Raw genomic sequence first — 26,155 nt, 5'->3', positions numbered from 1 at the left:
AAATTCGCTTAACTAAGTATTGATTTAGCTAGGCCCACCAGCTCAGGCATCAAATGCCTGAGCTGGCATCATCGACTCAACGTACATCACCAACTCTTCCAGCACTTGGCGCTCGCGATCCGATAGGGTCTGCTGGTTATAACGCTCTATCTCTCGCGCAAATGCTTTCAGCGTAAAGCCCGCCAAGGCCGGATCATTAATGCGCATCCAGCGAAACGCGTCCCACTGATCCCGCTCTTCGCCCTCCAGCGTGTCTGGATAACTACGCGCACGGTAGCGAAACAGCATTTCCTCCAGGCGAGGATCTTGAAAGGCAAAGCGCTGGCCGACTAAATCCCAGGGATCCATTGCCAATGCTCGCTCCATTTGCTGGCGATCAGCCGCAGAGAAAAAGCTGCCGGAATAGAGCATTAGGTCAGGGTCTTGAGGCACATCTTCGTAGGCTGCGTTAAATACTTCAGCTACTTTTTGCGCCACACCGCTAGCCTCTCGCAGCGTTTTCCAATGACCGCGACAGGCATCAATATCAATCGTTAACCGCTCAATGATCGTGCCGTATTCACCTTTATGGGGGCCATCCACATCCTTTAACGCCGTCGCTGGAAAGATGACTGGACAGCGATTGATGTGGATCACTTTCAGCGGTATACGCACTTCCCCCTCGGAAAGGTCCTGCTGACTGACGAACACACGCTCTCTGATTTGCTCGGCACTCATGGTCAGCAAATCACTAGGATCAACGCTTAAATCGTAAACAATAACGCCATTAGGATTCGTCGGATGCTCGGCCAGCGGCATGACTAATGCACTACAGCCACGGCTAGCAGGGTAACGACGGGAGATATGCAAAAGCGGTTTAGCGCTAGGCAAGTCTAACTGCTTGGCCACTGCACGCTTGCCACGCATGCCCAGTAAATAGTCGAATAATTTTGGGTTTCGGGCTTTTAGCAGACGTGCCAGCGCAATGGTGGCACGTACATCAGCTACCGCATCATGCGCGCCTTCATGGGCAATATTGTTGGCCGCTGTTAAGTGCTCAAGTTTAAAGCTAGGCGCACCATCTTCCCGCTGCGGCCACTCAATGCCGTCGGGACGCAAGGCGTAAAACGCGCGCACCACATCAATCAAGTCCCAACGGGAATTGCCGTTTTGCCATTCACGGGAATAAGGGTCAAGTAGGTTGCGATAAAACAAGTGGCGGGAGATTTCATCATCAAAACGAAGGCTGTTATAGCCCACCACGCAAGTGCCTGGCTCACTCATAAAGCCTTGGACTTGGCGGGCAAACTCCCCCTCAGGCAAGCCTTTCCGCTGCGCTTTTTGCGGTGTAATGCCAGTAATCAAGCAAGCAGCCGGGTGCGGCAGGTAGTCATCAGCAGGTTTGCAGTAGAGCTCTATCGGCTCACCGATTTCATTAAGCTCGGCGTCAGTACGTAATGCGGCAAACTGAGCGGGCCGATCACGACGCGGATCAGCACCAAATGTCTCATAGTCATGCCAGAGAAAACTGGCAGGGGCAGCATTAGGTGGCGCCATTGATGAAATCTCCTTGAGCGTAGCTTCCCGCCTACAAGCCAACGAAGCGCTTGCCGAAGCGGGTACAAAAGCCCAAGCCTAGCACAACCGCAGCGCCTCTCGCCGCCCCTCTTAGCGAATAGCCACGCTTAATGACTGGCTATGCTGCTTCCATATGGAAACGTCAACCTTTCGGCAGCGTAACGTTGAGCTCCAACACTGAGCAATTGTCTTCGCTATCCAGCGAAATTTGAATGGCATCATCATCGACCTGTACATAACGACGAATGACTTCCAACAGCTCGCGCTCGAGCAGCGGCATATAATCTGGCTGACCGCGCTGGCCGCGCTGATGCGCCACGATAATTTGCAAACGCTCCTTAGCCACCGAGGCGGATTTCTTGCGCTCACGCTTCAAGAACTCCAGCAATTTCATCGCCGACCACCCCCGAACATACGGTTCAACAATCCCTTACGCTGTACTTCATGGAAGCGCAGAGGCATATCTTCACCTAATAGGCGCGATACAGTATCTGAATACGCCTGACCTGCATCGCTCGCCGCATCGTGAGTAACGGGAACCCCCTGGTTCGATGCACGTAATACCGCTTCGGACTCAGGGATTAAGCCAAGCAGATCGATAGACAAGATTTCACGAATATCATCAAGGGTCAGCATGTCCCCAGACGTTACGCGAGAGGGGTTATAGCGCGTAATCAGCAGATGCTCTTTAACAGGATCTAAGCTTTGTTCAGCGCGCCGCGTCTTGGAGCCAAGCAATCCCAAAATGCGGTCAGAGTCACGCACTGAGGAAACTTCAGGATTCGTGACAACAATCGCTTCATCAGCGAAGTACATAGCGAGTTGAGCCCCCCTCTCGATACCTGCGGGAGAGTCACACAAGATAAAATCAAAATCTTGTTTGAGCTGCTCAAGGATTCGCTCTACGCCTTCCTGCGTCAGTGCATCTTTATCACGGGTTTGAGAGGCTGGAAGAATAAATAAGTTTTCAACGCGTTTATCGCGAATCAGCGCTTGGTTAAGCCCTGCTTCCCCTTGGATAACGTTTACCAAGTCATAAACAACGCGGCGCTCACAGCCCATGATCAGGTCGAGGTTACGTAGACCAACGTCGAAATCAATAACGACTGTTTTTTTACCGCGCAGGGCAAGTCCTGTTGAAATAGCGGCAGCGCTAGTGGTCTTACCAACCCCCCCTTTACCGGAGGTCACTACAATAATTTTGGCCAAGAGTTACTTCCTTCTTGAAGTCGTTCATCGCGAGCGCGTTTTAAGGGTCGCACTGCGCATAACGGGAACATCAATGTCAACAACATGACATACTGTAACGTATAGCGCTTGCGACGTCGCTAGGCATTAAGCACCAACACACGCTCATGCGTTTGAATTAACCCAGCGGCTTAATTTCCAGCTGCTCTTTAGCGAAATGCACCTCTGTGGCACGGCCAAGCAACTGTGAATCAATGTCTTCTAACCGTTTGTAATTGCCTGCCACAGAAAGAAGCTCTGCTTCTAATTCTCGACAGTAAATACCCGCCTGGGTATTGCCATGAATACCCGCCAAGGCACGTCCGCGAAGCGCTCCGTAGACGTGGATACTACCAGCCGCCAGGACTTCAGCGCCCGCATTTACTGCCCCAATAACCACTAAATCGCCTTCTGATGCGCTTACCTGCTGGCCAGAACGCACCGTACCGCGAAATAATCGCGTTGCTACCGCAACCACTTCCTGGTCGGCAGCTTCCACCTCGTCTATGGCGTCATCAGAGGTAGCAGTAGCATCAACGCTCTCTAATAGCCTAGCCCGCCCTTCTTCAACAGGGGCAAACCAGCCTAGTCCTAATGCCCAGGCGGATTGACGTACTGGCTCGGCTCCGCCACGTACAGCTACCGGCAGTAATTTATGATCGCGACATACCGCGCAAATGCGCTCAAGCGCCAAGTGAGGTTCATCGAGTTTTTCCACGCTCAGCACAACCGGTGTATGCTGAAAGAACGCGGGGGATTGCGACAACTTGCCAGCTAGCTGACTTCGTATGTGTTCCGGGTCAGCACTGCTCAATTCCATGACGGTCATTGGCAGCATGCCACCTTTAAAGGTGAAGGCAATGTCGGCACTGTTGGCGTTGAGGCTCATGGCCGAACTCCATGTCATGTTCAGGTAAGATAAAGGTAGCGCAATCTCGCGCTGGGTGTTGTGAAGAAGTATTAATCATCACAGCGCCTACAGCAAAGCTAAGCGACAGCGCCGATGACTGCAACTATCTGTCATCGGTAGTTGATTTTTTTTCACGCTACGCACCTCTCTGCAGGATGATCCATGCACGGACTGTTAAGACGCCTGTTCGCTCCTCGGTGGCAGCACCCTGATCCCGAGGTGCGTCTCAAGGCACTCGACCAGCTTGACCCTCAACAACCAGAACAGCAACAAGCGCTAAAGCAATTAGCACAGGATAACGAGAGTAACATCCAGCTTGCTGCTCTACTGGCCCTTGATGACTTAGCGGAGCTTGTCAATGCGCTTCCAGAGCATCGTCAAGACGAGGCTTGGTTTAACGCAGCTTGCCAGCGCTTATGTGGCGCACAGGGCCATACCGACCTACAAAAGCGGCAGGCTATCGTGTCAGAGCTATCGGAGCCTCGGTTGCTCAACGCCATTGCGCTTCAGGGAGACAATCTTAACCTGAGGCTCGCTGCGTTAGAGCAATTAACCGATGAAAACGACCTCGTTCACCAAGCTTGCCATAACGGCGTGGCAGCGGTGCGCCATCAAGCAGCTCAACGAATTGACAGTGAAGAGAGTCTCAAAAAACTATTAAAAGAAGCGCGTCGTGACCGCCAGGTCATTCGTCTGGCGCGAGAAAAGCTCACCCAACTGCGCAATGATGCTGAGTGGCTAGCGGATCAGCAAGCCCAGCGTGAGCATCTGCTCAGACAGTTAGAACAGCACGCCAGGGCTCCCTGGGAGCCGCTGTATGGTGGTCGTTTCCGTCATTTGGAGCGTGAGTGGCAAAGCCTTTCCCACCCACCCAGCGTGACGCAAGAGCAGCGTTTTCATCAGGCAGCGCTTAGCTGCCGAAAAACACTGCATCATCATGAAACGCAAGAACAAGCGCGTCAGCAGAGCATTGCTCATCGCGAAGAGATTGAACGAACTCGCGATCAACTGCTGGAAGGCCTTGAAGAAACGTTAGAGGGCCTGACACATGCAGAGCAGCTAACAGTTCAGGATATCGATAGCCTACGGGCTCAACGCCATCTACTCGGCCAGCGTTGGCAGTCCCTGTCAGATCAACACCCGCCTGGTGAGAGTGTTCAGCAACGCTATAACCAAGCACTGAAACGCTATGAAGTATGCATGGAAGCATGGCAGCGCTGGCAAACCATCAGCGCAGATATAGAAACAGCCATTGCCAACCAAGATAACGTAGCCATTGCCAGGTACGTTAAGCAGTGCGCTTGGCCTAAACACATAACGCCTCCAGAGCTACTCAAGCATGCACAAGCGCTAAAAGATGCTGACGTTTCTACCAAACCCACCCCTACCGCGTCACTTAACGCGCTTAGCGCCGACGTGGATAACTTTGAACACTTGTTAGAGCGTGGTGCCTTTAAAAGTGCCAGCCGCCTCTATCAACGCCTCAAGCCCTCCATCGACGAACTGATAGGGGAAGAAGCCAAGCCGCTAAAAGCACGCGTGAAACAGCTAGGCGCACGCTTGGCAGAACTACGCGATTGGCGCGGTTTTGTGGCCGGTCCTAAACGCGAGCAACTCTGCGCTAGCATCGAAGCGCTGGCTGACGATCAACACATGGCAGACGTCGCCTTAGATCGCCATCATCGCCAGTTGGTAAAGGAGTGGAAATCGCTCGGCGATGCCGCTGCTAACCGCGAACAGTCGGCACGCTTTCGCGCGGCTTCTGATCGCATTCACGAGCTTTTGGCTCCCTGGCGAGAACAGCTTAATCAAGAGCGTGACGCCAACCTTAAAGGCCGTGAAGCACTCTGCGAACAACTTGAAACATTGCTTGATCAGCCAGCAGAGGATGCCGACCCCGATGTATTGCGCGAGATCCGTGATAAAGCCCGCCACCAGTGGCGTCACTACTCTCCAGTTCCTCGGGATCAATCAGAAACCGTTGGCCGTCGCTTCGGGGCTATCCGTCATCGCCTTCAAGCGCTTATTGACCAGCGAGCGGAACAGATCGCCAGTCAAAAGCGCATGCTTATCGAACAAGCTAAAAGCTTACAAGATGACGCCGAGTCACCCTTAGCCGCCCGCATCGCAAGCACAAAGCAGCTACAGCAGCAGTGGCGCGCGCTGGGTCGTGCTCCAAAAGGCGAAGAACAAGCCCTATGGAAAGCCTTTCGTCATACCTGCGATCAGCTCTTTGCTCAGCGTGACGCCCATAAGCATGAGCAGGCAACTCGCCAACAACAAAAGCTCGATCAGCTGCAAACATTAATTGACGAAATGGATAGCTGGCAGCCGACGCAAGCCGAAGAATCTGCCACCCTTGAGTCTTATCTAGAAAGCATAAGCCAGCTTGAGCCGTTGCCGCGTAATCGACGAAGTGACGGCATGCAGAAACGCCTTAGCGGCATTGTAAGAGCTAAACGCGAGCGCTTAAGCCGCCTGGAAATTGCTCATACCGTGCAGCAATGGCACAGCGCCTTACCGCTGGTAAATGCGCATATCGCCGCAGACCAACAAGCGCTAGCAGGCGAAGAGCCACAAGCAATTAATGCGAAAGAGGTATTGAGTGGGGAGCTGCCTGCTATTTTTATGGAGGCTCATCAGCAGCGCAATCATGCGCGGCTAACCACTCCCACTCCCCTCTCAGCCGAAAAACTTACTGAGCTAGAAGATGGGCTGGCTCGCCTGAGAGTGCATTTGTCTTTGCTCGCGTTAGGTAGCGTTAAGCAGCGTGATGAACCTCTCCGCCTGGCGATTCAAGTAGAACGGCTAAATGAAGGAATCAATAACGAGCGTAGCCGACCAGATGAGATCATCGGCATATTAGCAGCACTCATAGCGCTTGGCCCCATGCCTAACCAATTGTGGCGCAAGGAAGCAGAAGAGTTTGACAATCTTTTTAGTCGCCTAGCGCGGGTACCACATCCCTAACCTCTATTCTATATAGGTATTTTATCCCCAGTAATGACAACGGGAGGCGAATGGCCTCCCGTTTGCGCTTTACCGTAATTGAATAAATCAGCTAATCGCGTTGGGCGATTAGCCCATAAACTGACCGCCGTTAATATCAATATTGGCGCCAGTAATAAAGCCTGACTCTTTATCTGCCAAGAATGTTACCAAGCGACCGATCTCCTCCGGTGTACCGTAACGCTTCACTGGAATAGTTTCACGAATGGCTTCACGCACCTGCTCGGGAATTTTCATGATCATATCGGTGGCAATGTAGCCGGGCGACACGGTATTCACCGTAATACCTTTGGTTGCCGTTTCTTGAGCCAGCGACATGGTCAACCCATGCATACCTGCTTTGGCAGCCGCATAGTTCACTTGCCCGAATTGACCTTTACGGCCATTGATAGAAGAAATATTGATGATGCGACCGTAGCCCTGCTCCAGCATCATTTCAATAACGCTGCGGCACGTGTTGAAGACGCTATTAAGGTTGGTATCGATCACTTGATACCACTGCTCATAGGACATCTTCTTCATGGTGCCATCGCGAGTGATGCCAGCGCAGTTAACTAACACGCTGATAGGCCCATATTTTTCTTGGATTTCGCGAGCACCTTCTAGGCAGGCATTGTGATCGGAAAGATCAACACCCGATAACGCGATGTTGTCGTAACCGGCGGCTTGCTGGGTTTCCAGCCAGGTTTTGGCTTTTTCAGGATTATGATATCCCGCGACTACCAAATAACCCGCATCCGCCAATGAATGGCAAATTGACGTTCCGATTCCACCAGTTCCACCAGTTACCCAGGCGACGGGGGCTTGATTGGCCATTGACTACCTCCCTGATATGACAAACGGCTTGGACGCTAAGCACTATGATGATGTCGCAAGCCATTCTTAATAAGCGCCGTAGCGCTTCAGCATTCACAGCACGTCGTATTGTTAGTTGGACGACATACTGACAGTAAGCTTTTTGTTATCCCTATTGGAAGCATAGCTTTACTCTTCCAATGTTGCAGCACGATGAAGGTCGTGCCTAACAATATAAGCGTTTTATGCAGGGGGTTGACTTCGCGCTAAAAATGCGTAGAATACGCCACACGTTGATGCGGGGTGGAGCAGTCTGGTAGCTCGTCGGGCTCATAACCCGAAGGTCATCGGTTCAAATCCGGTCCCCGCTACCAAACATAGAAAAAGCCGTTACCGAAAGGTAGCGGCTTTTTTGTGTCTGAATTTTGTGAAGAAAACGCTCAAAGACATCGACTTAGCCCTTCATCATTCCACGTATGTCATCGGTTCGCTTTTGTTTTCACGTCGGCGGTCCCCGCTACCAAACATAGAAAAAGCCGTTACCGAAAGGTAGCGGCTTTTTTGTGTCTGAATTTTGTGAAGAAAACGCTCAAAGACATCGACTTAGCCCTTCATCATTCCAAGCAGGTCATCGGTTCGCTTTTGTTTTCACGTCGGCGGTCCCCGCCACCAAACATAGAAAAAGCCGTTACCGAAAGATAGCGGCTTTTTTGTGTCTGAATTTTGTGAAGAAAACACGCAAAGACATCGACTTAGCCCTTCATCATTCCAATCAGGTCATCGGTTCGCTTTTGTTTTCACGTCGGCGGTCCCCGCCACCAAACATAGAAAAAGCCGTTACCGAGAGGTGAACTACACCCCAAAAGTTGAATACTCATCCAACGATTGGGGTGTTTTTCATGACGAAATACAATGAAGTGTTCGAGCTGTTAGTCGTACAAAGCTACAAAGTAGGGTTATCAGGAGAGACTTCGCACCATAACCACTAGAATCATTAATGGGCAGACCACACGGATATACCATGGCCACAGCCGCCAAAATAGAGTGCTCTCGATCTCCGGAGCGCCTTGACACAACTCTTTAAGCTTAGCGTTTCGAGACATCAGCCAGCCTACATAGAGACAAACTAAAGCGCCAATCACCGGCATGCTATTAATGGTGAGACCGATCGCCAAACCAAACAACAGATCAAAATTAAGCAGGATGAGCGTCGATCCTGCAAACGCAACTCCGCCAATCAGAAATGTTGAAAAACGACGTGACAGACTGCCTGTTTCCTCCAGCGTCGATACTGGCACCTCTAGCGCAGGAAACATTGACGTCAGTGCCGCAACCGCTAATAACCCAAAGAACAACACTTCCATCACGCCACCTATGACACCCAACCGAGTAAACATCGCCGGCATCACATCGAACAGCAACGTCGCAGAGCTGGTCAGTTCCCCCTGCTCATTCAAAACCTCAACTCCAACAGCCTTGGCCACATAGAGCGACGGAATAATCAAAAGGCCAGCGATAAACGCCACTCCCATATCAATAAACATCACCTGGGCCCCCACTCGGGGTAAGTTCGCTTTGCGGCTCAGATAAGAACCATAAACCACCATGGCACCAATACCGATGGACAGTGAGAAGAAAGCCTGCCCCATGGCATCCAGCATCAGCTCGGCATTAATTTGTGAAAAGTCAGGCAATAGATAAACCATTAACCCTTCTATCGCCCCGTCGAAGGTGAGAATAGTTAAAATCAATACCAGCATGGTAACGATCAGTAGAGGCATCAGACGTTTGGTCCAGCGCTCAATGCCGCGATTAACCCCCAGTAGCACCACGCAAATCGTCATGGCCATAGCCACCAATGCCAACCACCAATCGCGTCCGATGCTACTCTCCGCCAACCAGCTCTCCACCGTGCTCATTCCAAGCACATGTGCTACAGGCCCTAATGCTTGGCTAATTAGCCATCCTGTAACAATGGCATAGAAGGTCAAGCCTAACGTAGCCACACAGATGGCTCCCAGGCCAATCAGTTGCCCCGCTCGTCGCGGCACTCCCTTTCCTCCCAGCTGCCCCATGGCATTTATAACGCCACTTTGGGCATAACGCCCTAAAGTCAACTCCGCCATCAACGCGGGATAAGCGAGGACAAAGGCCATCCCGACATAGATCAACAGAAAAGCGCCACCACCGTTATTGGCGGCCATTGAGGGAAAGCTCCATACATTACCAAGGCCCACCGCCGCGCCCGCAGCAGCCATTAAAAAGCCGAAACGGCTTTTGAACTGGGCACGACCACTAGGAGCAGCTTTATTATCTGCATTTTCAGTTTGAGATTTTGTCATTGGAATTATCTCATCACGTTAAGAAATCAGCTCAGAAAGGTAGTGCCTCGAGCCGTTCGAGAATGTCGAAATGATCACAATTGGGCAGCGGACATAGCTCTGCCGCCACACCAGCTGCTAAAGCGCGCTCATATAACGCCTCTCCCTGGCTACGAAAGCTCGGTGGATCAAATTCACCATGCACAAGCATTAGTGGCGGCAGGCCTTGCAAGTCATGACATAAAGGACTAAGCCGTTCAGCCTGTGCGCCATCCAACTGAAGAGGTTCATCGATATAGGTTCCTGCCAGTGGGCGTAGATCATAAATACCGCTGATCAACCATAGAGCATCAATCCCCGCCAGACGCCCATCCCCCAGGCAGCTCATGATAGCCAGTTGAGCACCGGCACTATGGCCTCCCAGGTAGATACGACCATTTAACCCAAGGGTGCTGGCTTCGCGTTGCAAATGCCTCACGCCCCGCTGACAAGCGGCTACCATGGTCTCGATATTGACCTCTGGGGCCAGTGGATAATCCAGCGAGGCAAAAGCCCATCCTCGAGACAGCCATGACGCAGCCATGAAATCAGTCGCCATCGCGTCCAACTGCTGCCAATAGCCACCATGCAAAAAAACCATCAACGGCCAGGGACCCTGGTTTTCGGGAAGAAAGAGATTGAGCCCCTCCAATGCGTGGGTTCCGTAAGCCAAACGCCTCGGCTGATGACGCGCCCGTAGACAAGCCCCACGTTCAGCTTGGCGATCCAGAGTCGCTTCGAAGTCCCGTGCCCAAAGGCTTGGTGAATAGGCCCGTCCTCGTGCAGCACGTTCCTCACAGGAACTCACCTCAGGTGACCTCTGAGCGCACTTGGAAACGTGTCTCTAGATATTCACGATGCTCCATCACCTCACGGAAATGGCGTGCGGCCTGCCAAACATCTTCATAACTGAGATAGAGAGGAGTAAAGCCAAAGCGCATTAACCCAGGCTCTCGGTAGTCACCGATCACACCCCGAGCAATTAACGCCTGAACGATGGCATAACCATGCTCAGGGTGAATTAATGCCACCTGACTACCGCGTTCAGCATGAGGCGGGGTGATGTCTTCGATACCCTCGGCTTTAATGAGGTCGGCTAGACAGTTGCGGAACAAATCCCCCATGGCTAAGCTTTTTTGCCGCAGGGCATTCATATCGACCTCCTGCCAAAGCCGCAGTGAGGCTTCTAGGGGAGCGTAAATAAGTGCCGAGTGGGTGCCACTGCGAAATCGAGTGATGCCCTGAGCCGGCACATAGTCACCATCGAAGGCAAACGGAGCAGCGTGGCCATGCCAGCCGGAGAGTGGCTGCCAGCCGCCATCCTGATGATCCCGATGCACGTAGATAAAGGCAGGCGCTCCAGGTCCTCCGTTGAGGTATTTGTAGGTGCAGCCAACTGCGTAACGAACACCACAACCGTTCAGATCAACCGGTATAGCTCCAGCGGAGTGAGCCAGATCCCAGATGACTTCGGCGCCCTGCTTATGCACTTCAGCGGTAATGGTAGCCATATCGCGCTGGCGCCCGGTGCGATAATTGACCTGGCTCAGCACCACGGCGGCCACTTGCTCATCCACATAGTCCGACAGCGCTGCGCCCTCGGGAAGAACCCGATGCTCGAAACCGGCGAGACGGCATAACCCCTGTGCGATATAGCCATCCGTCGGGAAGTTGCCACCCTCGCTTAAAATCACTGGACGTGAATGCCCTTGAGAATCAGCGATATAGCCTAATAACTTAAATATATTAAGCGAAATATTGTCATTGATAATGACCTCTCCAGCCTGAGCACCGATCAGCGGTGCCAGCAGATCCCCTAAGCGTTCAGGCGCATCAAACCAACCTTGGTTCCAGCCCTTAATCAGCTCATCGCGCCATTGATCCAAGGTGGCTGCCAACGCATCTCTGGCAACGACTGGCTGGGCACCTAGAGAATTACCGTCCAGGTAGATCATGCCCTCCGGAAGGGCAAAGCGAGCCTTAAAACCGGCCAAAGGGTCATGGCGATCCATTTCATGCACGTTATCAAGGGTTGTTGTCATCGTGTGCTCCAGGTAATTGAGTTGGATACCTGTGCAAAATTCTAAAAGGAATACGTGGGGAAAGGTTTGCGTAATTCAGCGCTAAAGCGCCAATATATGCAAAATTCTTGCATTAAACCAAAGGGAAATACATTGGAAAACCTAGATCGCTTTGATCGACGAATTCTTCACGCTCTACAGCGTGATGCACGCCTGACCCTGACCGCTCTGGCCGAGACGGTAAATCTCTCTCCCAGCCAGTGCTCACGACGCATCGTCCGACTGGAGGAGAGCGGAGTTACCCAGGGGCACGCCCTGCGCCTCGACCCGGAAGCGCTAGGGCTTAAAGTCACCGCCTTTATTTTTCTCTCGATGGATAAAGCCCGCATGGCTTCACCCAGCGACGCTGTGGCAGAGTTATTAACCAGGGATGAAGTTATCGACTGCCACGCAATTACCGGCAACCACGACTTTATCCTCAAAGTCATGGTGGAAGATTTGAGCGAGCTATCGCGCTTTCTCTCCACGGCAGTAACCAGCCTGCCCGGGATACGTGACATTGCCACTCAGGTGGCCATGAACACCCTCAAGGTGGGTGGCCCGCTCAAGATTATGATCTAGCCGACGGCCAGACGCCTGGAGCAGCAGGAGTGTCTCCAGGCTCCTCTTTACCTCTTTCCTCTTTTTCAGCGCGCCCCTCGCCAACACATCATTCGAATTCTTCTAAATAAGCCCTGGGCTAATCCCCCTCGTCACGCTAGTCAGCAGCCCAGTATTACCTGAAGGAATACCAGAGCCATATTTTTTTATTCAATCGTCATGACGAATTGAGGCTAGCATCACTTTAGAAAAATCAGACCACCCACCAGAGGAGTATTAAAAACACTTTCATCTCCAGTAAAAACAATACATCCAAAAGTTAGGGCGCCTACTTCGTCACAACACTCACAATAAAAAAGGCTAACAATGAACAATAAACCTTCTAGGGTTGATTCAATTATTTCCAGCAACACATACCGATATAAGCTAGCCATAATGATCGCTCTCCTATCGAGCCCAGTGCTCCAGGCAGCCGAACATGGCCCGATCAATATTATTGATCCTCATGTAAAGAGCCAGGCATCACTAGCTCCAGGAAAGGAAACTCCCCATCCCACCTCAGACAGCTATGGCATGGACCCACAAACAGGTCGCTTTACACACCCTGTGGCTACTCCCTTCTCACACGATAACCATCCTTTCGAGGGACAGCTAGATGAGTGGGATACCCGTAGCTATATCCATAACATGGCAATTGAGGCTTACTATCCGATTACGGTGGAGCCCTTTCACACTTGGCAAAACATAGTCGATTTCGATGGAAAGCGCTTTCTTTATCAGTATGTTAGACGTGACCTAAAGATATTCGATATCACTAACCCAAGAGACGTTCAGCTTGTCTATACCAAGGGGGCTACCTGGGATGAAAATGGTTCAGGTGAAGAGATCAACCCCTACCCCGAAAATGATATGTTCGGTGCCGCTTCCATTCAGTGGAGTAGTAGCCTCGGCAAGTACATCATGGTTCAGGCCTTCGAAATAAGGCGCTTCGGGGTTCTCGAAGATAAGTACCGACAACCGGAAGAAGTCGAGGAGATCAGAAACGCTAATCACCTCAAGGGTTTCAAGGTATATGAGATGAATGGTCCTCTTCCCGAAGACTGGGAGCTGATCGCCACTCGCACGACAGACATCAACAATCCCGACGCTCCCAATGATCAACAGGAAGGGTCCGGTGTACGTGATATTCCCACCTACTTTGGTGGTGATGTGATGTATGTCGCTGCCGCGCCGAGTGATAGCCATGCACTCACCGAATACCCCAACGACCTTTACAATGCCGGCTACCAGTCCTGGGATATGTCTGACCCCAGGAACCCAAGACTACTCGATGTACTCACCGTCCCTGGGCAGATCGTTGGTGATCCGGAGCACGAGGCGGCTTTTCTGGCCAACCCCAGAGCCGGCAACCGTAGCTCATGGATGGGAGCGCGCATGTCACTATTTGTTCCCACTCCCGTCGAGGAAGGCGGCCAATATGGCTATGCCGCCATGGGGGGAATGGGGCTATATGTTGTGGACATTACCGATTCGCAGAATATGCGGGTCGTTGGCCACCTTGATTTCCCAGTCAGCTTAGCGGGTACCGAGGGAGACAACATCGATGTCTCTCAGGTAGAGGCGACAGGATTAATCTATTACAGCGGCTATCCATTGGCAGAGGATTGCTATGAAGCCTACAAGGATATCTATGCAGTAGATGTCAGCGACCCTACTAACCCACATATTCGACATCTACTTCCTCGCCCGACACCACCAGCCGATGCCGAATTTACCGATTTCTGTCAGCGGAAAGGTAGCTTTGGCCCGAAGAGAACCGGCTATTACACCCAGCCGGGTTCATCTCGTGAGGGCATCCTTCCCTATGCCTTTTACAATGCCGGCGTTCAGGTTTTCGATGTCAGCAACCCCGATGAGCCATCTATCGAAGCCTATTTTGTACCCCCTTTCGCCCCTGACAGGGTCGTCAGTTACGCCATGGGCAACTTGGCGCATGGCGTATATGTCGAATACGACAGAAATATTATCTGGCTCTTTACCAACCATGGGTTCTATGCCCTTTCCACCCCACTTCTTGGGGAACCAAGCTTTTCCCCTCCCGAGACCTCCTGGCCTTCTCGCGATTAACAAAAATTAAACAATCACAAAAATATTGAGAATGGATCGCGGCAGCGAATACCAATCTGCTGCCGCGTACCTCTTCCTATCGGAGAAAATCATGCGAAAACTCCTACTCGCGCTTCCTTTCGTGAGCGGATATGCCTGCGCCGACATTAAAGTTTCCGGAATACTGGATATCGCCTACGAAGTAGCAACATCGGGAGGGGAAACCGTTGAGCGATTCACCGGCGCAGGCCTAAGCGCCAATAGAGTTCAATTAAAAATTCAGGAAAACCTGAGCGATGATATTTCCATTCTGGGCATTTACGAGGCCATGTACCGACCGCACTCAGACGATGACATAGGTCAGCGCGAGGCATTCGCTCAGATAACCTCCCAACGTTTTGGAACACTGAGCATCGGTCGTCAAGATACTCCTTCAGCCAATGCTTATGGCTATGCAGACCCCTTGTTCGGTAACGAATATAGCTTGGTCAATAATGTCGCTGTCTTCTATGCCCCATGGCGTGAAGACCGTTCCTTAATGTATATCAGCCCTCGCATCGAAGGGTTTCAGTTTAGAGGGATGGCAACCCAGGGAGAGCGAGACGGGAGCCGAAACGGTCGTGTCTATAGCATATCTCTGGATTACTGGAATGACAGCCCCTGGTATTTCTCTATCGCTATGGATAAAAAGTATCAGAGAAACCTATGGGACCGGGATACGATAGAGCAGTCCACAGATATCTACCTGACGTCGGTATACTCTATAGAAAACACCGATTTCACGGCCATTCTTCATCGTTACTCTGGGTATTATGCCTATGCACCTTGGGTAGACTTCGAATCAAGTGGTAATGACCTTCAGTTGGGCATAAGGCACAATTTTGGAAATAAGCACAATATAGCCGCGAGCCTGATTTATAAAAACGATGACAACAATGACGCACTTAGCGATGCTGCCGGAATAAATCTTGGCTACATTTACAATTACAGACAGAATATTGACCTATATGGTGTATATGGCTACATCCATCACCAGAGCAATACAGATATCAGATACCCGATCAGCTGGAACCTTGACTCTCCTCTAACGGACGAGAATCCACAAGGAGTTCAACTTGGATTTCGCCTGAAGTTCTAAGTCTCCAGCCCCGGGTATAAAACATCTTATTAAATTCCAATAATAAGCGGCATGAGGTAATGCTCATGCCGACTTTGCATCTTTGCAGTCATGTCTAGAAGTGAATCGAGCACAATATTGCCGGGGTACACTCACTCCGTGGGAGGTATTGGCCAAGAGTAAGATACAATCCAGTCCCAGTAGCGCACCGATAGCCGCCATCATTAGGTAAAGCCAATACGGCGCTAACGCGTGTAGACAGGAGAAACGTTGGCGAACAACGCGCAATAGAGCAAAGCGCGTTGTCGTTTCGGGAACAAGGCGGGAAAGACTAGAGCAGCGCCAGGGTCAACCAGGGCTGCCAAGCCAGCAGCACCAGGGCCACCAGACTCATCAGCAGAAAGGGTAATAGAGCTCGGAAGATGCGCAGCGGCGGCACGCCGGTCATAGAGGAACTGATAAACAGCCCAGCGCCTACCGGCGGCGTCAACAGCCCCAGCACCAGGGCCAAAGAAACCACCACGCCGAATTGATAGGGGGTGATATCAAACTGCTGGGTGGCGATAGGTAACAGAATCGGCACCACCAGGATGAGCGCAGCGATGCCGTCGATGATCATTCCCACAAGCAATAGCACACCGATTACCAACAGCAGAAAAATAAAGGGATCCGTGGTCAGCGAGGCGATCCAAGCGGCAGCCATCTGCGGCAGTTGTTCATAGATGATCACCCAGCCGAAGACACCGGCAGCAGCGATCAACATAATCACCAGGCCAGCATTAAAGGCCGTACGCCGCAGAATATCAGGTAAGCGCGCGAAAGTTAGGTCGCGGTAGACATAGCGGCCGATCAGTAGGGCCGCCAGGGAAGCGAGGGCTGCCGACTCGGTAGGTGTGGCCAGACCGCTGAGGATGCCACCGATGATGATCAGCGGGATCGACATCGCCGGCACTCCCATCAGCAGGTAGGCGCGCGCCTGTGCACGACTTGGCCAGTCACCTTTGGGATACTGCTCCACTAAGCCGATGACAGTGATGGCAATAAAGAACAGCAGCCCCATCAACAAACCAGGCAAAATGCCAGCGACGAACATATCGGCGATGGGCACCTGGGCGATCACTCCATATAGCACGAAGAGCATTGATGGGGGGATAATCGGTGACATCAGCCCACCCGCAGCGGTAATCGCGGCACTAAAGGGTTTGTCGTAACCCTCTTGCTCCATGGCAGGCACCATGGCCCGCGACATGATAGCGATCTGCGAAGCCGCCGAGCCAACAATGGCCGCCATCATCATATTGGCCACTAGGTTGATATACACCAGCCCCCCGCGGAAGCCACCGACCAGGATTCGCGCTAGATCTATTAGCCGCCGAGTCAAACCTCCTTCGTTCATCAGCTCGCCTGCTAGCATAAAGAGTGGAATCGCTAGCAAACCATAGTGCTCGATGGCACCGAATAACTGTTGGGGATAAGAAACGAACAGCAGGGTGTTGCCGGAAGCGACGATATACCAAGCAGCGGTTAACGCCAGTACAAGAGCAATCGGTACCGCTCCCAGTAGCAATAAGGTAAATACGGCGAGCGTCATACCAGACTCCTATTTCCAGACAACAGCCTCTTCAGGCTGTCGATCAAGTTAACCAGCCCGTGCAGTCCCAGCGAGATCGAGAAGACCGGTATACAGAGCCAAGACAAGTATTTGGGCAGCCCTAGGGTTCTAGTTCGCTCGGAGTAGATGAAATTAAAACTTTCCGCCTGGAAGGCACTGGTATCGAAGCCCACCCTCCATAACGTTAGTGGGTCATACCAGCGCCAGCACAACCACAGCATCAGTGCGGCAAACAACAGCACAATGGCATCTACTGTGAGCCGGGAAAGCACCTTAAACCGGGGTGGAAGCGAATCAGTGAGTAGTGTCACCGCGATGCCTTCGCGGCGCTTGAGCACTACCGAGGTAGTCAAAAAAGTCATCCATACCATGGCATGAATGGCCAGTTCTTCGACCCAATAGAGCGGGCTGCCTAGCGTCCGGGTCACGATATTGAGCAGAATCAGTCCGGTGACAGCTGCCGCCAGCAGCGCCGCAACAGCGACCTCGAGCCGAGCCAGTCCATGGGAAATTTGCTTGAGCATAGATGGCTCCAACCCCGAGCTACCCCGGGGCACTTATTAACACGTCAAGAAGAATTACTCAGCCTTCAGCTGAGCAGCCGTTTCACGCAGTTCTGACAGGACCGGTGCCTTATCAGCCCAGATGCCCTCCCAACGCTCAACAGCTTCCTGGAAGAAGCTTCCGTTAACCTCGACCACACTGATATCTTGCTCGCGTAGCGAGGCTTCCTGTGCTGGCTCACGCTCTAACACGCTGTCAATGACGCCGTTCAGGTGCTCTTGCATAGTGGTTCTGATCAGTTCCCGATCGGTTTCTTCAAGCTCACGCCAGACGCGCCCAGATACTACCCCTACCATCGGGAACATCATGTGGTTGGAGATCAGCAGATGCTCTGCCTGATCATAGAATTTAAGTGCCTCGATAGCCTCGAAATCCATGTCAATGGCATCCACTTGACCGTTTGCCAAAGCGTCATAAACATCCGGTAAGGGCAGCGGTGTAGGCGCTGTTCCGGCCGCTAAGTAAAAGTCGCGGATCGGCTCGAAGGGAGTGATGCGCAGCCGCAGTCCCTCGAGATTCTCAGGTGACTTAACACTATTGCGGCTGAGGATTTGACGCATTCCAGACATACCATAGCCAATGCCGACTAATCCCGTTTGGGCTGGCAGCAGTTCAAGCAGGTCGGTTGCGGTATCGGAGCGTAGCAGGCGCGCAGCATGTGCCACATCTTCTACCAGATAGGGTGCATAGAGCGCTCCGAAATCAGGCACTCGGTTAGACATTTCAGCAATGGTCAGAAAGGCCATATCCAGCGAACCTGCTTGCAACTGCTGTACCATTTGTGCCTCGTTGCCAAGTTGCTGAGAAGGAAAGACGCTGACGCTATGCTCACCGCCACTAGCAGTGGCCAGATCATCGCCAAAGGCTTCGGCTGCTTGCGTCCAAAGATGGGAAGGCGGCGTAATCATGCCCAAGCGAAAATCCCGCGCCTGAGCGCTCCAAGAAACCATAGTCAGGCCAATGGCAAAGGTCGCCAATACCAGTTTGTTGACGTTATTCATGAGGATATCTCAGCTTTTTTATGTTGTTAGAATCACGCCTGGATCTATCCCAAACGCGGCAGGTGGATGCTTAAGAAGTCTAGCTGGGACGGCTATTATTTATAAATCAACCATTCCGCCTCAGATATTGCTTTATGGAATACCTGAGGCGTATGCGCTTTCTGTACTGGCGTTAAATTCCAAAAAAGTCGCGGGCATTACCGGCCAGAATTCTTGCCTTATCCTCTGCCGCCAGCGTTGGGTGTTCACTAACGCCTGCGCCAATAGACTGCTCTCCCAGAGGGAAAGGAGCATCCGAACCAAGCATCACTCGATCACTGCCCATCACGTCGACTAAGAGGCTCAGCGCGCCATCATCGAAAACCGCCGAGTCCACATAGAAACGTTTTACATAGCTGGAGGGCAGATTGGGGCAGTCTTCGCGCACGATGTCGCGATGGCGCCAGGCGTTGTCGGCCCGTCCCAGCAAATAAGCAAAGCCACCACCCCCATGGGCAAAGCAGAGTTTTAGCGACGTAGGGATACGCTCAAAGGCGCCGGATAGGATCAGTGACAGAATTCCTAGCTGGGTCTCCGCGGGCATTGCCACCAGCCAGGGCAGCATCCACTTCTTCATGCGCCCATCGGTCATCATGTCCCAAGGGTGCACAAGCAGCGGTATGCCCTCCGCAGCACAGTGCTGCAGAAAGGTAACCAAGCCCTCTTCATCTAAGTCTTTGGGGCCGACATGGTTGCCAATCTGCACACCTAAGTGGCCATCCTCCTTGGCGCGGCTCGCTTCCCGGCAGGCAGCATCAATGTCCTGCAACGGAACCTGGGCGAGAACCTTGAGGCGATCCGGTGCCGTGACTGTCATCTCAAGGGCTTTATCATTCATTAGCCGAGCCCAGGGCATCGCTCGACTAACCGGTTGGTCGTAGCCAAACATCACCGGCGTGGCACACATGATCTGCACGTCGAGGCCCTGCTCGTCCAGATAACCCAGACGCTGCTCAGCATCCCAGAGCAGATCATTGACCGGCCGGAAAGGCTTGTCGCCGACCATGATCTGACCATTACGTCCCTCGGTTTTCAGCCAGGGGGCGCGCTCGGGATCAAGCTGTGCCGCTTCCGCCTGACTGATCCGTGGCATGAAATGAGAGTGAATATCAATTTTCATTGGCCGTGCACCTCGCTGAGCATGCGGTGCCAGGTCTCCCAGTCACGCCCGGGATGAATTTCGCCACAGTTGCTGCAACGACGCTCCTCCTCGCTCGTGGCATAGAAGCGCTCGTAAACCGGCGGCAAGTCCGTGACAATGCTCTCCAACTGCATTTCGTAGCGCTTGATGAGGTTGCCACAGCGCGCGCAGGACCATTGCAGTGCGTCATGCAGCCCCGGGGGGCGAGTCTTTTCGATAACCAGACAAAGACTGCCGGGTTCTGGACGCTGAGGGGAATGAATCACATGAGGCGCCATCAGATAGATATCTCCCTCCTTGAGATCAATTCGCTCATAGCGACCATGGTTCCAAATATTCAGGTAGGCGTTGCCTTTGAATTGGTAGAAGAACTCTTCTACCGGGTCGTCGTGGAAGTCGGTTCGCTGATTAGGTCCCCCTACCACGGTGACCATGTAATCGCTGTCTTTCCAGACCTGCTGATTGCCTACCGGCGGCTTGAGCAGATGGGCATGCTCTTCAATCCAGCGATTAAAATTGAGCGGTGCGCTGTAGTGATGCTTATCCATGGAAGTCACCTCACTGAACTGGGGCATAAGCGATCGCTTTGATTTCGATACGCAAATGGGGATGGGGGAGCTGATGCACGGCCACCGTCGTACGGGTCGGGCCCTGCTCGTCAAAATATTCGGCATAAACGGCGTTGTAGCCGCCGAAATCGTTCATATCGACCAGGAAAGTGCTGATTTCCACTACGTTAGACAGGCTCGCTCCTTCGCTAGCAAGAATGTCGCGAATATTCTCAATCACCGCTTGAGTCTGAGCGCGAATATCAAGCTGGGTGGTTCCCATCTCATCTACTTCTACCCCTTCGAAACTGTTGTCAGGGCGGCGCGAGCTGGTGCCAGAGACAAACAAAAAGTCTCCGGCACGCTTGATATGAGGAAAGGCGCCCCGGGGCTTGGCCTTACCCTCAACCAGGGTGGCACGACGGGTATGCATGACATGCTCCTTATTATTGGATTAGCGACAGGTGAAAGCGGACTCACCGAAACCGGCGACTTCTACACTGACGTGGACGCCTGGGTGCAATGCTTCAGCGGCAGTGGCGGCTCCCGCCATGATCAGGCTGCCTGCGGGCAGGCTGAGGCCGGCCTCACTAACTAATTTGGAGGCCTCAGCCACGCTGCGCAGCGGGTTGCCGAGAATTGCGGCGGTGGAGCCGACCTGCGCCAGTTGACCATCCAAGCGCATTAGCACTCCGGCGTTGTCCAGGCCAGAGAGGTTCCGGGACCAGGCCCCCACCACCACGCCGGAGGAAGAGCAGTTGTCTGCTACCACGTCTTCAAGGCTAAATTTGAACGCTTCATAGCGAGAGTCGATAATTTCGATGGCCGGCGCGACTGCCTCGATATGCTCGGCAGCTTCCAATAGGGTCAGTGGGCGGTCGATAGCGCGACCAACCAGGAAGCACACTTCCGGCTCGGCACGAGGGTGGATATAGCGTGACAGCGCCACGTCGCCACCGTCCTCTTCCAGCATGGCGTCGGTAAGCCAGCCCCAGATTAGACTGTCCACACCCATTTGCTGCATTTTGGCGCGGCTAGTGAAGCCCAACTTGATACCAATGCTGCGCTCGCCGTCTGCGTAGCGGCGCTGCATGGAAACGCGTTGGATCTCGTAGGCCTGTGCCAAAGAAAAAGGCGTATGGGTGCTGAACTGAGCCAGCGGCTCGGCGTGTCGAGCAGCCTGATCCAGTGCCGTGGCGATAGTGGAAATATTGATGTTCATGCGGGCTCTCCCTGTTTGGCCAGAAGATCCAACGCCACGTCGACGATCATATCTTCCTGGCCACCCACCATCTTGCGGCGGCCCAGCTCCACTAAAATATCAATCGTTTTCAAATCATAACGCTCGGCGGCAGCCTCTGCGTGGCGCAGAAAACTGGAATAAACGCCCGCATAGCCTAGCGCTAGGGTCTCGCGATCTACCCGCACTGGACGGTCCTGCAGCGGGCGCACTATATCGTCGGCGGCGTCTATCAAGGTGTAGAGGTCAGTGCCATGATTCCATCCCATACGCTCAGCAGCGGCAATGAATACCTCCAGGGGAGCATTGCCAGCGCCGGCTCCCATCCCTGCAAGGCTGGCGTCAACTCGGTCACAGCCTGCTGCCACCGCAGCCATAGAGTTAGCCACGCCGAGGCTCAGGTTATGATGGGCATGGATGCCTAGTTGAGTCGCTGGATTGAGCACTGCTTTCATGGCGCTTACGCGATCACGCACGCCATCCATAGTCAGGGCACCGCCAGAATCCACCACGTAAATGGTCTGGGCACCGAAGGACTCCATCAGCCTACCCTGCTCGGCCAGCCCCTCGGGTGTCTGCATGTGGCTCATCATTAAAAATCCTACAGTATCCATACCCAGCTTGCGGGCATGCTCGATATGCTGGCGAGAGACATCCGCTTCAGTGCAGTGGGTAGCAATCCGTGCACCTCGGGCACCCGCAGCATAGGCGGCGTCTAGGTCATGTACGGTGCCAATTCCAGGCAACAACAGGGTGGTGATCATGGCATGCTCGACCACCTCGGCCACTGCGGCAATCCACTCCAGATCACTGTGGGCTCCAAAGCCGTAGTTGAAGCTGGACCCCTGCAAACCGTCACCATGGGCGACTTCAATAGAGTCCACTTTAGCTGCGTCGAGCGCGCGGGCAATTCGCTGGACATCCTCAATGCTGTACTGATGACGCACTGCATGACAGCCATCACGTAAGGTCACATCAGAGATATAAAGTTTCTTGTTCATCATGAAGTTCCTCAGACAATGGCGTCCAGCAAGCGGGTTTCAGCGAGGCGCTCAGCACAGCTCTTCGCAGCGGAGGTCATAATGTCCAGGTTGCCGGCATAGGCCGGTAAGTAGTGGGCAGCCCCTTCGACCTCTAGAAAAATCGAGGTCTTGAGACCGTGAGTTAGGCCAAGGCCGGGTAAGTTAACCGGACGCTCTGCGGGCACTGACTCGAACTGCACCTGCTGTTTAAGGCGATAGCCCGGCACATATTCCTGCACCGCAGCCACCATTGCATTGATAGAGGCTTCAATGGCGTTTCGGTCTGCCTCCTCAGAGAGTACAAAAACGCTATCGCGCATGATCAATGGAGGCTCGGCAGGATTGAGTACAATGATTGCCTTACCCTTGGCAGCACCGCCACAGGATTCAATTGCCTGGGAAGTGGTTTCGGTAAATTCATCAATATTGGCGCGGGTACCCGGGCCAGCAGACTTGCTGGAAATAGAGGCGACAATCTCGCCATAGTGCACCCTAGCAACCTGGGCAACTGCTGCTACCATGGGGATGGTGGCCTGACCGCCACACGTCACCATATTGATATTCGGGGCGTCCAGATGCTCATCCATATTGATCGACGGAATCACATAGGGACCAATGGCTGCCGGGGTCAGGTCGATGACGTTGATGCCGCGATCTTGTAGCATCTCGTTGTGACGCTTATGGGCGCCAGCAGAAGTGGCGTCAAAGACGATTTTGATGTCGTCAACATTCTCCATAGCCAGCAGACCATCAATTCCCTCGGCAGTCGTAGGGACGCCGAAGCGCTGGGCGCGCGCCAAACCGTCCGAGGCCGGATCAATTCCCACCATAGCTCCCATTTCAAGGTACTGGCCGTGCCGCAGAATCTTAATCATCAGATCGGTGCCAATATTGCCGGAGCCAATGATGGCCACTTTGACTTTTTTGCTCATGATTTTTTCTCTCATTGTGGCTTGGCGAAAGCAGCGGTCACACCACCCAGGCCTTGTATTTCGGCGTGAAAGATATCGCCTGCTGCTGCGGACACCATGGGGCCAAGAGCACCGGTGAGCAGAATGTCACCGGCGCGCAACGGCTCCCCGAAGCGGGCCATGGTATCGGCCAGCCATACGGCGGCATTCAAGGGATTGTCGAGACAGGCAGCACCCGCGCCCACTGACACTGGCTCACCGCGCAAGGTCATCTTCATACCGCAACGCACTAAGTCGAGGGCTTCCAGCGTCACTGGACGACTGCCGAGGACAAAGCAGCCCGATGAGGCGTTGTCGGCGATAGTGTCCTCAAGGCGGATATCCCAGTTAGCGATGCGACTCCCCACCACCTCAATGGCAGGTAAAGCGAAGGCGGTAGCCCGAATCAGATCCGCTAAGGTATGGCGCTCGTGATCCAAGTCATGTGCCAGCACCAGAGCGATCTCCGCTTCCACTTTGGGCTGAAGCACGGCACCTACTGCGATAGGCTGACCGTCACCCACCGCCATGTCGGCGAAAAGCACTCCGAAATCAGGCTGATTCACCCCTAACTGCTGCTGCACGGAGCGGGAAGTAAGCCCTACCTTAAAGCCCACTTGGCGACGCCCCTGGTTCCGGGCTAGGCGAGTGTTGTACTGCTGGACGGCATAGGCTAAGGCCACCGGGTCAGCGGCGTTCTCCTCCACCTGGGCACGGGCAATCAGCTCACGCACCGGCTTACAAGGTTGTCCCGTCGCCTGGGCTTGGCTGAGGCACTCTGCGGCCTCGATCAGGGCAGTATGCATAGCAATCTCCTCGCTCACGGGTTAACGCAGATGGTGGTCAGTTCGGAATAAAAATCGAGGGAATGGCGGCCGCCCTCGCGGCCAAGGCCAGAAAGCCGCGCTCCTCCGAAGGGCGTGCGCAAGTCGCGTAGGAACCAAGTGTTGATCCACACCATGCCTACATGGAACTGGCGAGAAACTCGGTGGGCACGGCCCAGATCCTGGGTCCAGAGGGCGGTTGCCAGGCCATAAATGGTATTGTTGACCCGCTCGATCACCTCATCCTCACGGTCGAAGGGGGCGATATGGCAGACAGGGCCAAAGACCTCCTCCTGAACACAACGAGCATCGTCGGACAGGCCGGTCCAGATAGTTGGTCGCACATAAGCCCCCTGATCGCGAGCATCGCCAAACGTTGGCACTTCGCCGCCAGTCACTACAGTGGCGCCCTCTTCCCGAGCTAATTCAAAGTAGCTGAGTACCTTCTCGCGATGCTGACGAGAGATCATTGACCCCATATCAACACCGGGCTCGTCCGGATAGCCGATTTTGAGCCCTTCGGCTTTCTCTTTGAGAGCGGCCACGAAACGCTCAAAAATAGGACGCTCTACATAGACTCGCTCGGAGCAGAGGCACACCTGACCGGCATTGGTGAAACTGGAGCGGGCCACGCCAGCCACCGCCGCCTCAAAGTCGCAGTCAGCGAAGACCACGGCGGCATTCTTGCCGCCCAATTCGAAGGAAACGTCACGAACACCCTCAGCGGCCACCTTCATGATTTCACTGCCGGTGCGAGATTCACCGGTAAAGGTGATAGCGTCTACGTCGGGATGTTTGGTCAAAAACTCACCGGCAGAACCTGGACCGAAGCCGTGGATCAGGTTGAATACGCCTTCAGGCAGCCCCACGTCATGAATCACTTCGGCCAACAGCGTAGCTGTGGAGGGAGACTCTTCAGAGGGCTTAACCACTACCGAGTTGCCGCAAGCCAGGGCGGGGGCCACCTTCCAGGTGAGCAACAGCATCGGTAGGTTCCAGGGGGAGATAATTGCAACCACACCGTGGGGTTTACGCACCGAGTAGCTGAAAACATCGCTGCCGTCGGGAGCACGCATCTCGAAGTAGTCGCCGCCAGACTGGCGGATAAGCTCGGCAAAGGTACGGAAGTTGTGCACGCCACGTGCGATATCCAGACGGCGGGCCTGCTCCACCGGGCGACCGGTGTCGGCCACTTCGGCGGCCACAAACTCTTCAAAACGGCTCTCGATACCCACGGCGATGCGCATCAGCACATCGGCTCGTTCACTGGCACTGGTGCGGCCCCAAGGGCCAGTTTGGGCGGCTTTGGCGGCACTAACGGCGCGCCCCACTAAGGCTTCGTCGGCTTCACAGACCTGACTCAGCAAACGGCCATCAATGGGTGAGATATTGGGGAAAGTCTGTTCGGTGGCAAGAAATTCACCGCCGACATAATTGAGAAGCTGGGGCGCTGTGGTCGACACGGTTGTCTCCGAAACGTTGTTTTAATTCATTTCGGAAAGAGTGTAGGCA

General features: G+C 53.5%; 23 protein-coding genes and 1 tRNA gene. 5 read left to right on the top strand and 19 right to left on the bottom strand.

Going from position 1 to position 26,155, the window contains the following annotated elements:
- Window positions 1-42: 42 nt before the first annotated feature.
- The 4 genes from sbcB to minC form a co-directional block, all read right to left on the bottom strand.
- Window positions 43-1,536 (bottom strand): exodeoxyribonuclease I, encoded by a 1,494-nt coding sequence (gene sbcB, locus NDQ72_02515; GenBank protein WKD28835.1) that lies wholly within the window; start codon window positions 1,534-1,536, stop codon window positions 43-45.
- 163 nt (window positions 1,537-1,699) lie between these two features.
- Window positions 1,700-1,951, bottom strand: coding sequence for a cell division topological specificity factor MinE (gene minE / locus NDQ72_02510; GenBank protein WKD28834.1), 252 nt, complete (start codon window positions 1,949-1,951; stop codon window positions 1,700-1,702).
- Window positions 1,948-2,766, bottom strand: coding sequence for a septum site-determining protein MinD (gene minD / locus NDQ72_02505; protein ID WKD28833.1), 819 nt, complete (start codon window positions 2,764-2,766; stop codon window positions 1,948-1,950). Before minD ends, minE begins: the two co-directional genes overlap by 4 nt.
- A 157-nt stretch (window positions 2,767-2,923) precedes the next feature.
- A complete protein-coding gene (gene minC, locus NDQ72_02500; GenBank protein ID WKD28832.1) occupies window positions 2,924-3,673 on the bottom strand; it encodes a septum site-determining protein MinC in 750 nt (249 codons plus the stop codon).
- 183 nt (window positions 3,674-3,856) lie between these two features.
- Between minC and NDQ72_02495 the strand changes: the two genes are divergently transcribed.
- On the top strand, window positions 3,857-6,664 hold the full coding sequence (locus NDQ72_02495) for a DUF349 domain-containing protein (protein ID WKD28831.1): 2,808 nt from the start codon (window positions 3,857-3,859) through the stop codon (window positions 6,662-6,664).
- 108 nt (window positions 6,665-6,772) lie between these two features.
- Here the strand turns inward: NDQ72_02495 and phbB are convergent, their stop codons facing one another.
- Complete coding sequence (gene phbB / locus NDQ72_02490) at window positions 6,773-7,519, bottom strand: acetoacetyl-CoA reductase (GenBank protein ID WKD28830.1); 747 nt, start codon at window positions 7,517-7,519, stop codon at window positions 6,773-6,775.
- A gap of 276 nt (window positions 7,520-7,795) precedes the next feature.
- Between phbB and NDQ72_02485 the strand changes: the two genes are divergently transcribed.
- A tRNA-Met gene (locus NDQ72_02485) sits at window positions 7,796-7,872 on the top strand.
- 585 nt (window positions 7,873-8,457) lie between these two features.
- Here NDQ72_02485 and NDQ72_02480 read toward each other — a convergent pair.
- Genes NDQ72_02480 through kynU form a run of 3 tightly spaced genes read right to left on the bottom strand, consistent with a single transcriptional unit; the run spans window position 8,458 to window position 11,900 of the window.
- Window positions 8,458-9,840 (bottom strand): sodium-dependent transporter, encoded by a 1,383-nt coding sequence (locus tag NDQ72_02480; protein WKD28829.1) that lies wholly within the window; start codon window positions 9,838-9,840, stop codon window positions 8,458-8,460.
- Window positions 9,841-9,871: 31 nt separating this feature from the next.
- Window positions 9,872-10,666: an alpha/beta hydrolase gene (locus NDQ72_02475; protein ID WKD28828.1), complete on the bottom strand. Its 795-nt coding sequence runs from the start codon at window positions 10,664-10,666 to the stop codon at window positions 9,872-9,874.
- Window position 10,667: 1 nt separating this feature from the next.
- On the bottom strand, window positions 10,668-11,900 hold the full coding sequence (kynU, locus tag NDQ72_02470) for a kynureninase (protein ID WKD28827.1): 1,233 nt from the start codon (window positions 11,898-11,900) through the stop codon (window positions 10,668-10,670).
- Between the two features lie 96 nt (window positions 11,901-11,996).
- Here kynU and NDQ72_02465 point away from each other — a divergent pair, with 96 nt between their 5' ends.
- The 3 genes from NDQ72_02465 to NDQ72_02455 all read left to right on the top strand — a co-directional run bounded on the left by NDQ72_02465 (window position 11,997) and on the right by NDQ72_02455 (window position 15,723).
- On the top strand, window positions 11,997-12,500 hold the full coding sequence (locus NDQ72_02465; protein WKD28826.1) for an Lrp/AsnC family transcriptional regulator: 504 nt from the start codon (window positions 11,997-11,999) through the stop codon (window positions 12,498-12,500).
- Window positions 12,501-12,914: 414 nt separating this feature from the next.
- Window positions 12,915-14,606 (top strand): hypothetical protein, encoded by a 1,692-nt coding sequence (locus NDQ72_02460; GenBank protein ID WKD28825.1) that lies wholly within the window; start codon window positions 12,915-12,917, stop codon window positions 14,604-14,606.
- A 91-nt stretch (window positions 14,607-14,697) separates the two neighbouring features.
- A complete protein-coding gene (locus NDQ72_02455) occupies window positions 14,698-15,723 on the top strand; it encodes a porin (GenBank protein ID WKD28824.1) in 1,026 nt (341 codons plus the stop codon).
- A gap of 310 nt (window positions 15,724-16,033) precedes the next feature.
- Here the strand turns inward: NDQ72_02455 and NDQ72_02450 are convergent, their stop codons facing one another.
- From NDQ72_02450 to NDQ72_02400, 11 genes are all read right to left on the bottom strand, one after another.
- Window positions 16,034-17,293 (bottom strand): TRAP transporter large permease, encoded by a 1,260-nt coding sequence (locus tag NDQ72_02450; protein ID WKD28823.1) that lies wholly within the window; start codon window positions 17,291-17,293, stop codon window positions 16,034-16,036.
- Window positions 17,290-17,838 carry a TRAP transporter small permease gene (locus NDQ72_02445; protein ID WKD28822.1) on the bottom strand — a complete coding sequence of 183 codons (549 nt, stop codon included), beginning with the start codon at window positions 17,836-17,838 and terminating at the stop codon, window positions 17,290-17,292. Before NDQ72_02445 ends, NDQ72_02450 begins: the two co-directional genes overlap by 4 nt.
- 54 nt (window positions 17,839-17,892) lie before the next feature.
- Entirely contained in the window at window positions 17,893-18,879 is a 987-nt protein-coding gene (locus NDQ72_02440; protein WKD28821.1) for a TRAP transporter substrate-binding protein, read from the bottom strand.
- A 172-nt stretch (window positions 18,880-19,051) separates the two neighbouring features.
- A complete protein-coding gene (locus tag NDQ72_02435) occupies window positions 19,052-20,038 on the bottom strand; it encodes an amidohydrolase (protein WKD28820.1) in 987 nt (328 codons plus the stop codon).
- Window positions 20,035-20,607, bottom strand: a complete 573-nt coding sequence (locus tag NDQ72_02430) for a 3-hydroxyanthranilate 3,4-dioxygenase (GenBank protein ID WKD28819.1) — start codon at window positions 20,605-20,607, stop codon at window positions 20,035-20,037. The genes NDQ72_02435 and NDQ72_02430 overlap by 4 nt, the downstream gene beginning before the upstream one ends.
- Before the next feature lie 10 nt (window positions 20,608-20,617).
- Window positions 20,618-21,040 carry a RidA family protein gene (locus NDQ72_02425; GenBank protein ID WKD28818.1) on the bottom strand — a complete coding sequence of 141 codons (423 nt, stop codon included), beginning with the start codon at window positions 21,038-21,040 and terminating at the stop codon, window positions 20,618-20,620.
- Between the two features lie 21 nt (window positions 21,041-21,061).
- On the bottom strand, window positions 21,062-21,829 hold the full coding sequence (locus NDQ72_02420) for a fumarylacetoacetate hydrolase family protein (GenBank protein ID WKD28817.1): 768 nt from the start codon (window positions 21,827-21,829) through the stop codon (window positions 21,062-21,064).
- On the bottom strand, window positions 21,826-22,848 hold the full coding sequence (dmpG, locus tag NDQ72_02415) for a 4-hydroxy-2-oxovalerate aldolase (GenBank protein ID WKD30333.1): 1,023 nt from the start codon (window positions 22,846-22,848) through the stop codon (window positions 21,826-21,828). The genes NDQ72_02420 and dmpG overlap by 4 nt, the downstream gene beginning before the upstream one ends.
- Window positions 22,849-22,859: 11 nt before the next feature.
- Window positions 22,860-23,801 (bottom strand): acetaldehyde dehydrogenase (acetylating), encoded by a 942-nt coding sequence (locus tag NDQ72_02410; GenBank protein ID WKD28816.1) that lies wholly within the window; start codon window positions 23,799-23,801, stop codon window positions 22,860-22,862.
- Between the two features lie 11 nt (window positions 23,802-23,812).
- Window positions 23,813-24,643: a fumarylacetoacetate hydrolase family protein gene (locus NDQ72_02405; GenBank protein WKD28815.1), complete on the bottom strand. Its 831-nt coding sequence runs from the start codon at window positions 24,641-24,643 to the stop codon at window positions 23,813-23,815.
- Window positions 24,640-26,106: a 2-hydroxymuconic semialdehyde dehydrogenase gene (locus NDQ72_02400; GenBank protein ID WKD28814.1), complete on the bottom strand. Its 1,467-nt coding sequence runs from the start codon at window positions 26,104-26,106 to the stop codon at window positions 24,640-24,642. The genes NDQ72_02405 and NDQ72_02400 overlap by 4 nt, the downstream gene beginning before the upstream one ends.
- Between the last annotated feature and the right edge of the window lie 49 nt (window positions 26,107-26,155).

It is taken from the genome of Halomonas sp. KG2 (assembly GCA_030440445.1).
In the GTDB taxonomy this organism is placed as follows: domain Bacteria; phylum Pseudomonadota; class Gammaproteobacteria; order Pseudomonadales; family Halomonadaceae; genus Vreelandella.
This window is presented reverse-complemented; position numbering and strand designations above follow the sequence as displayed.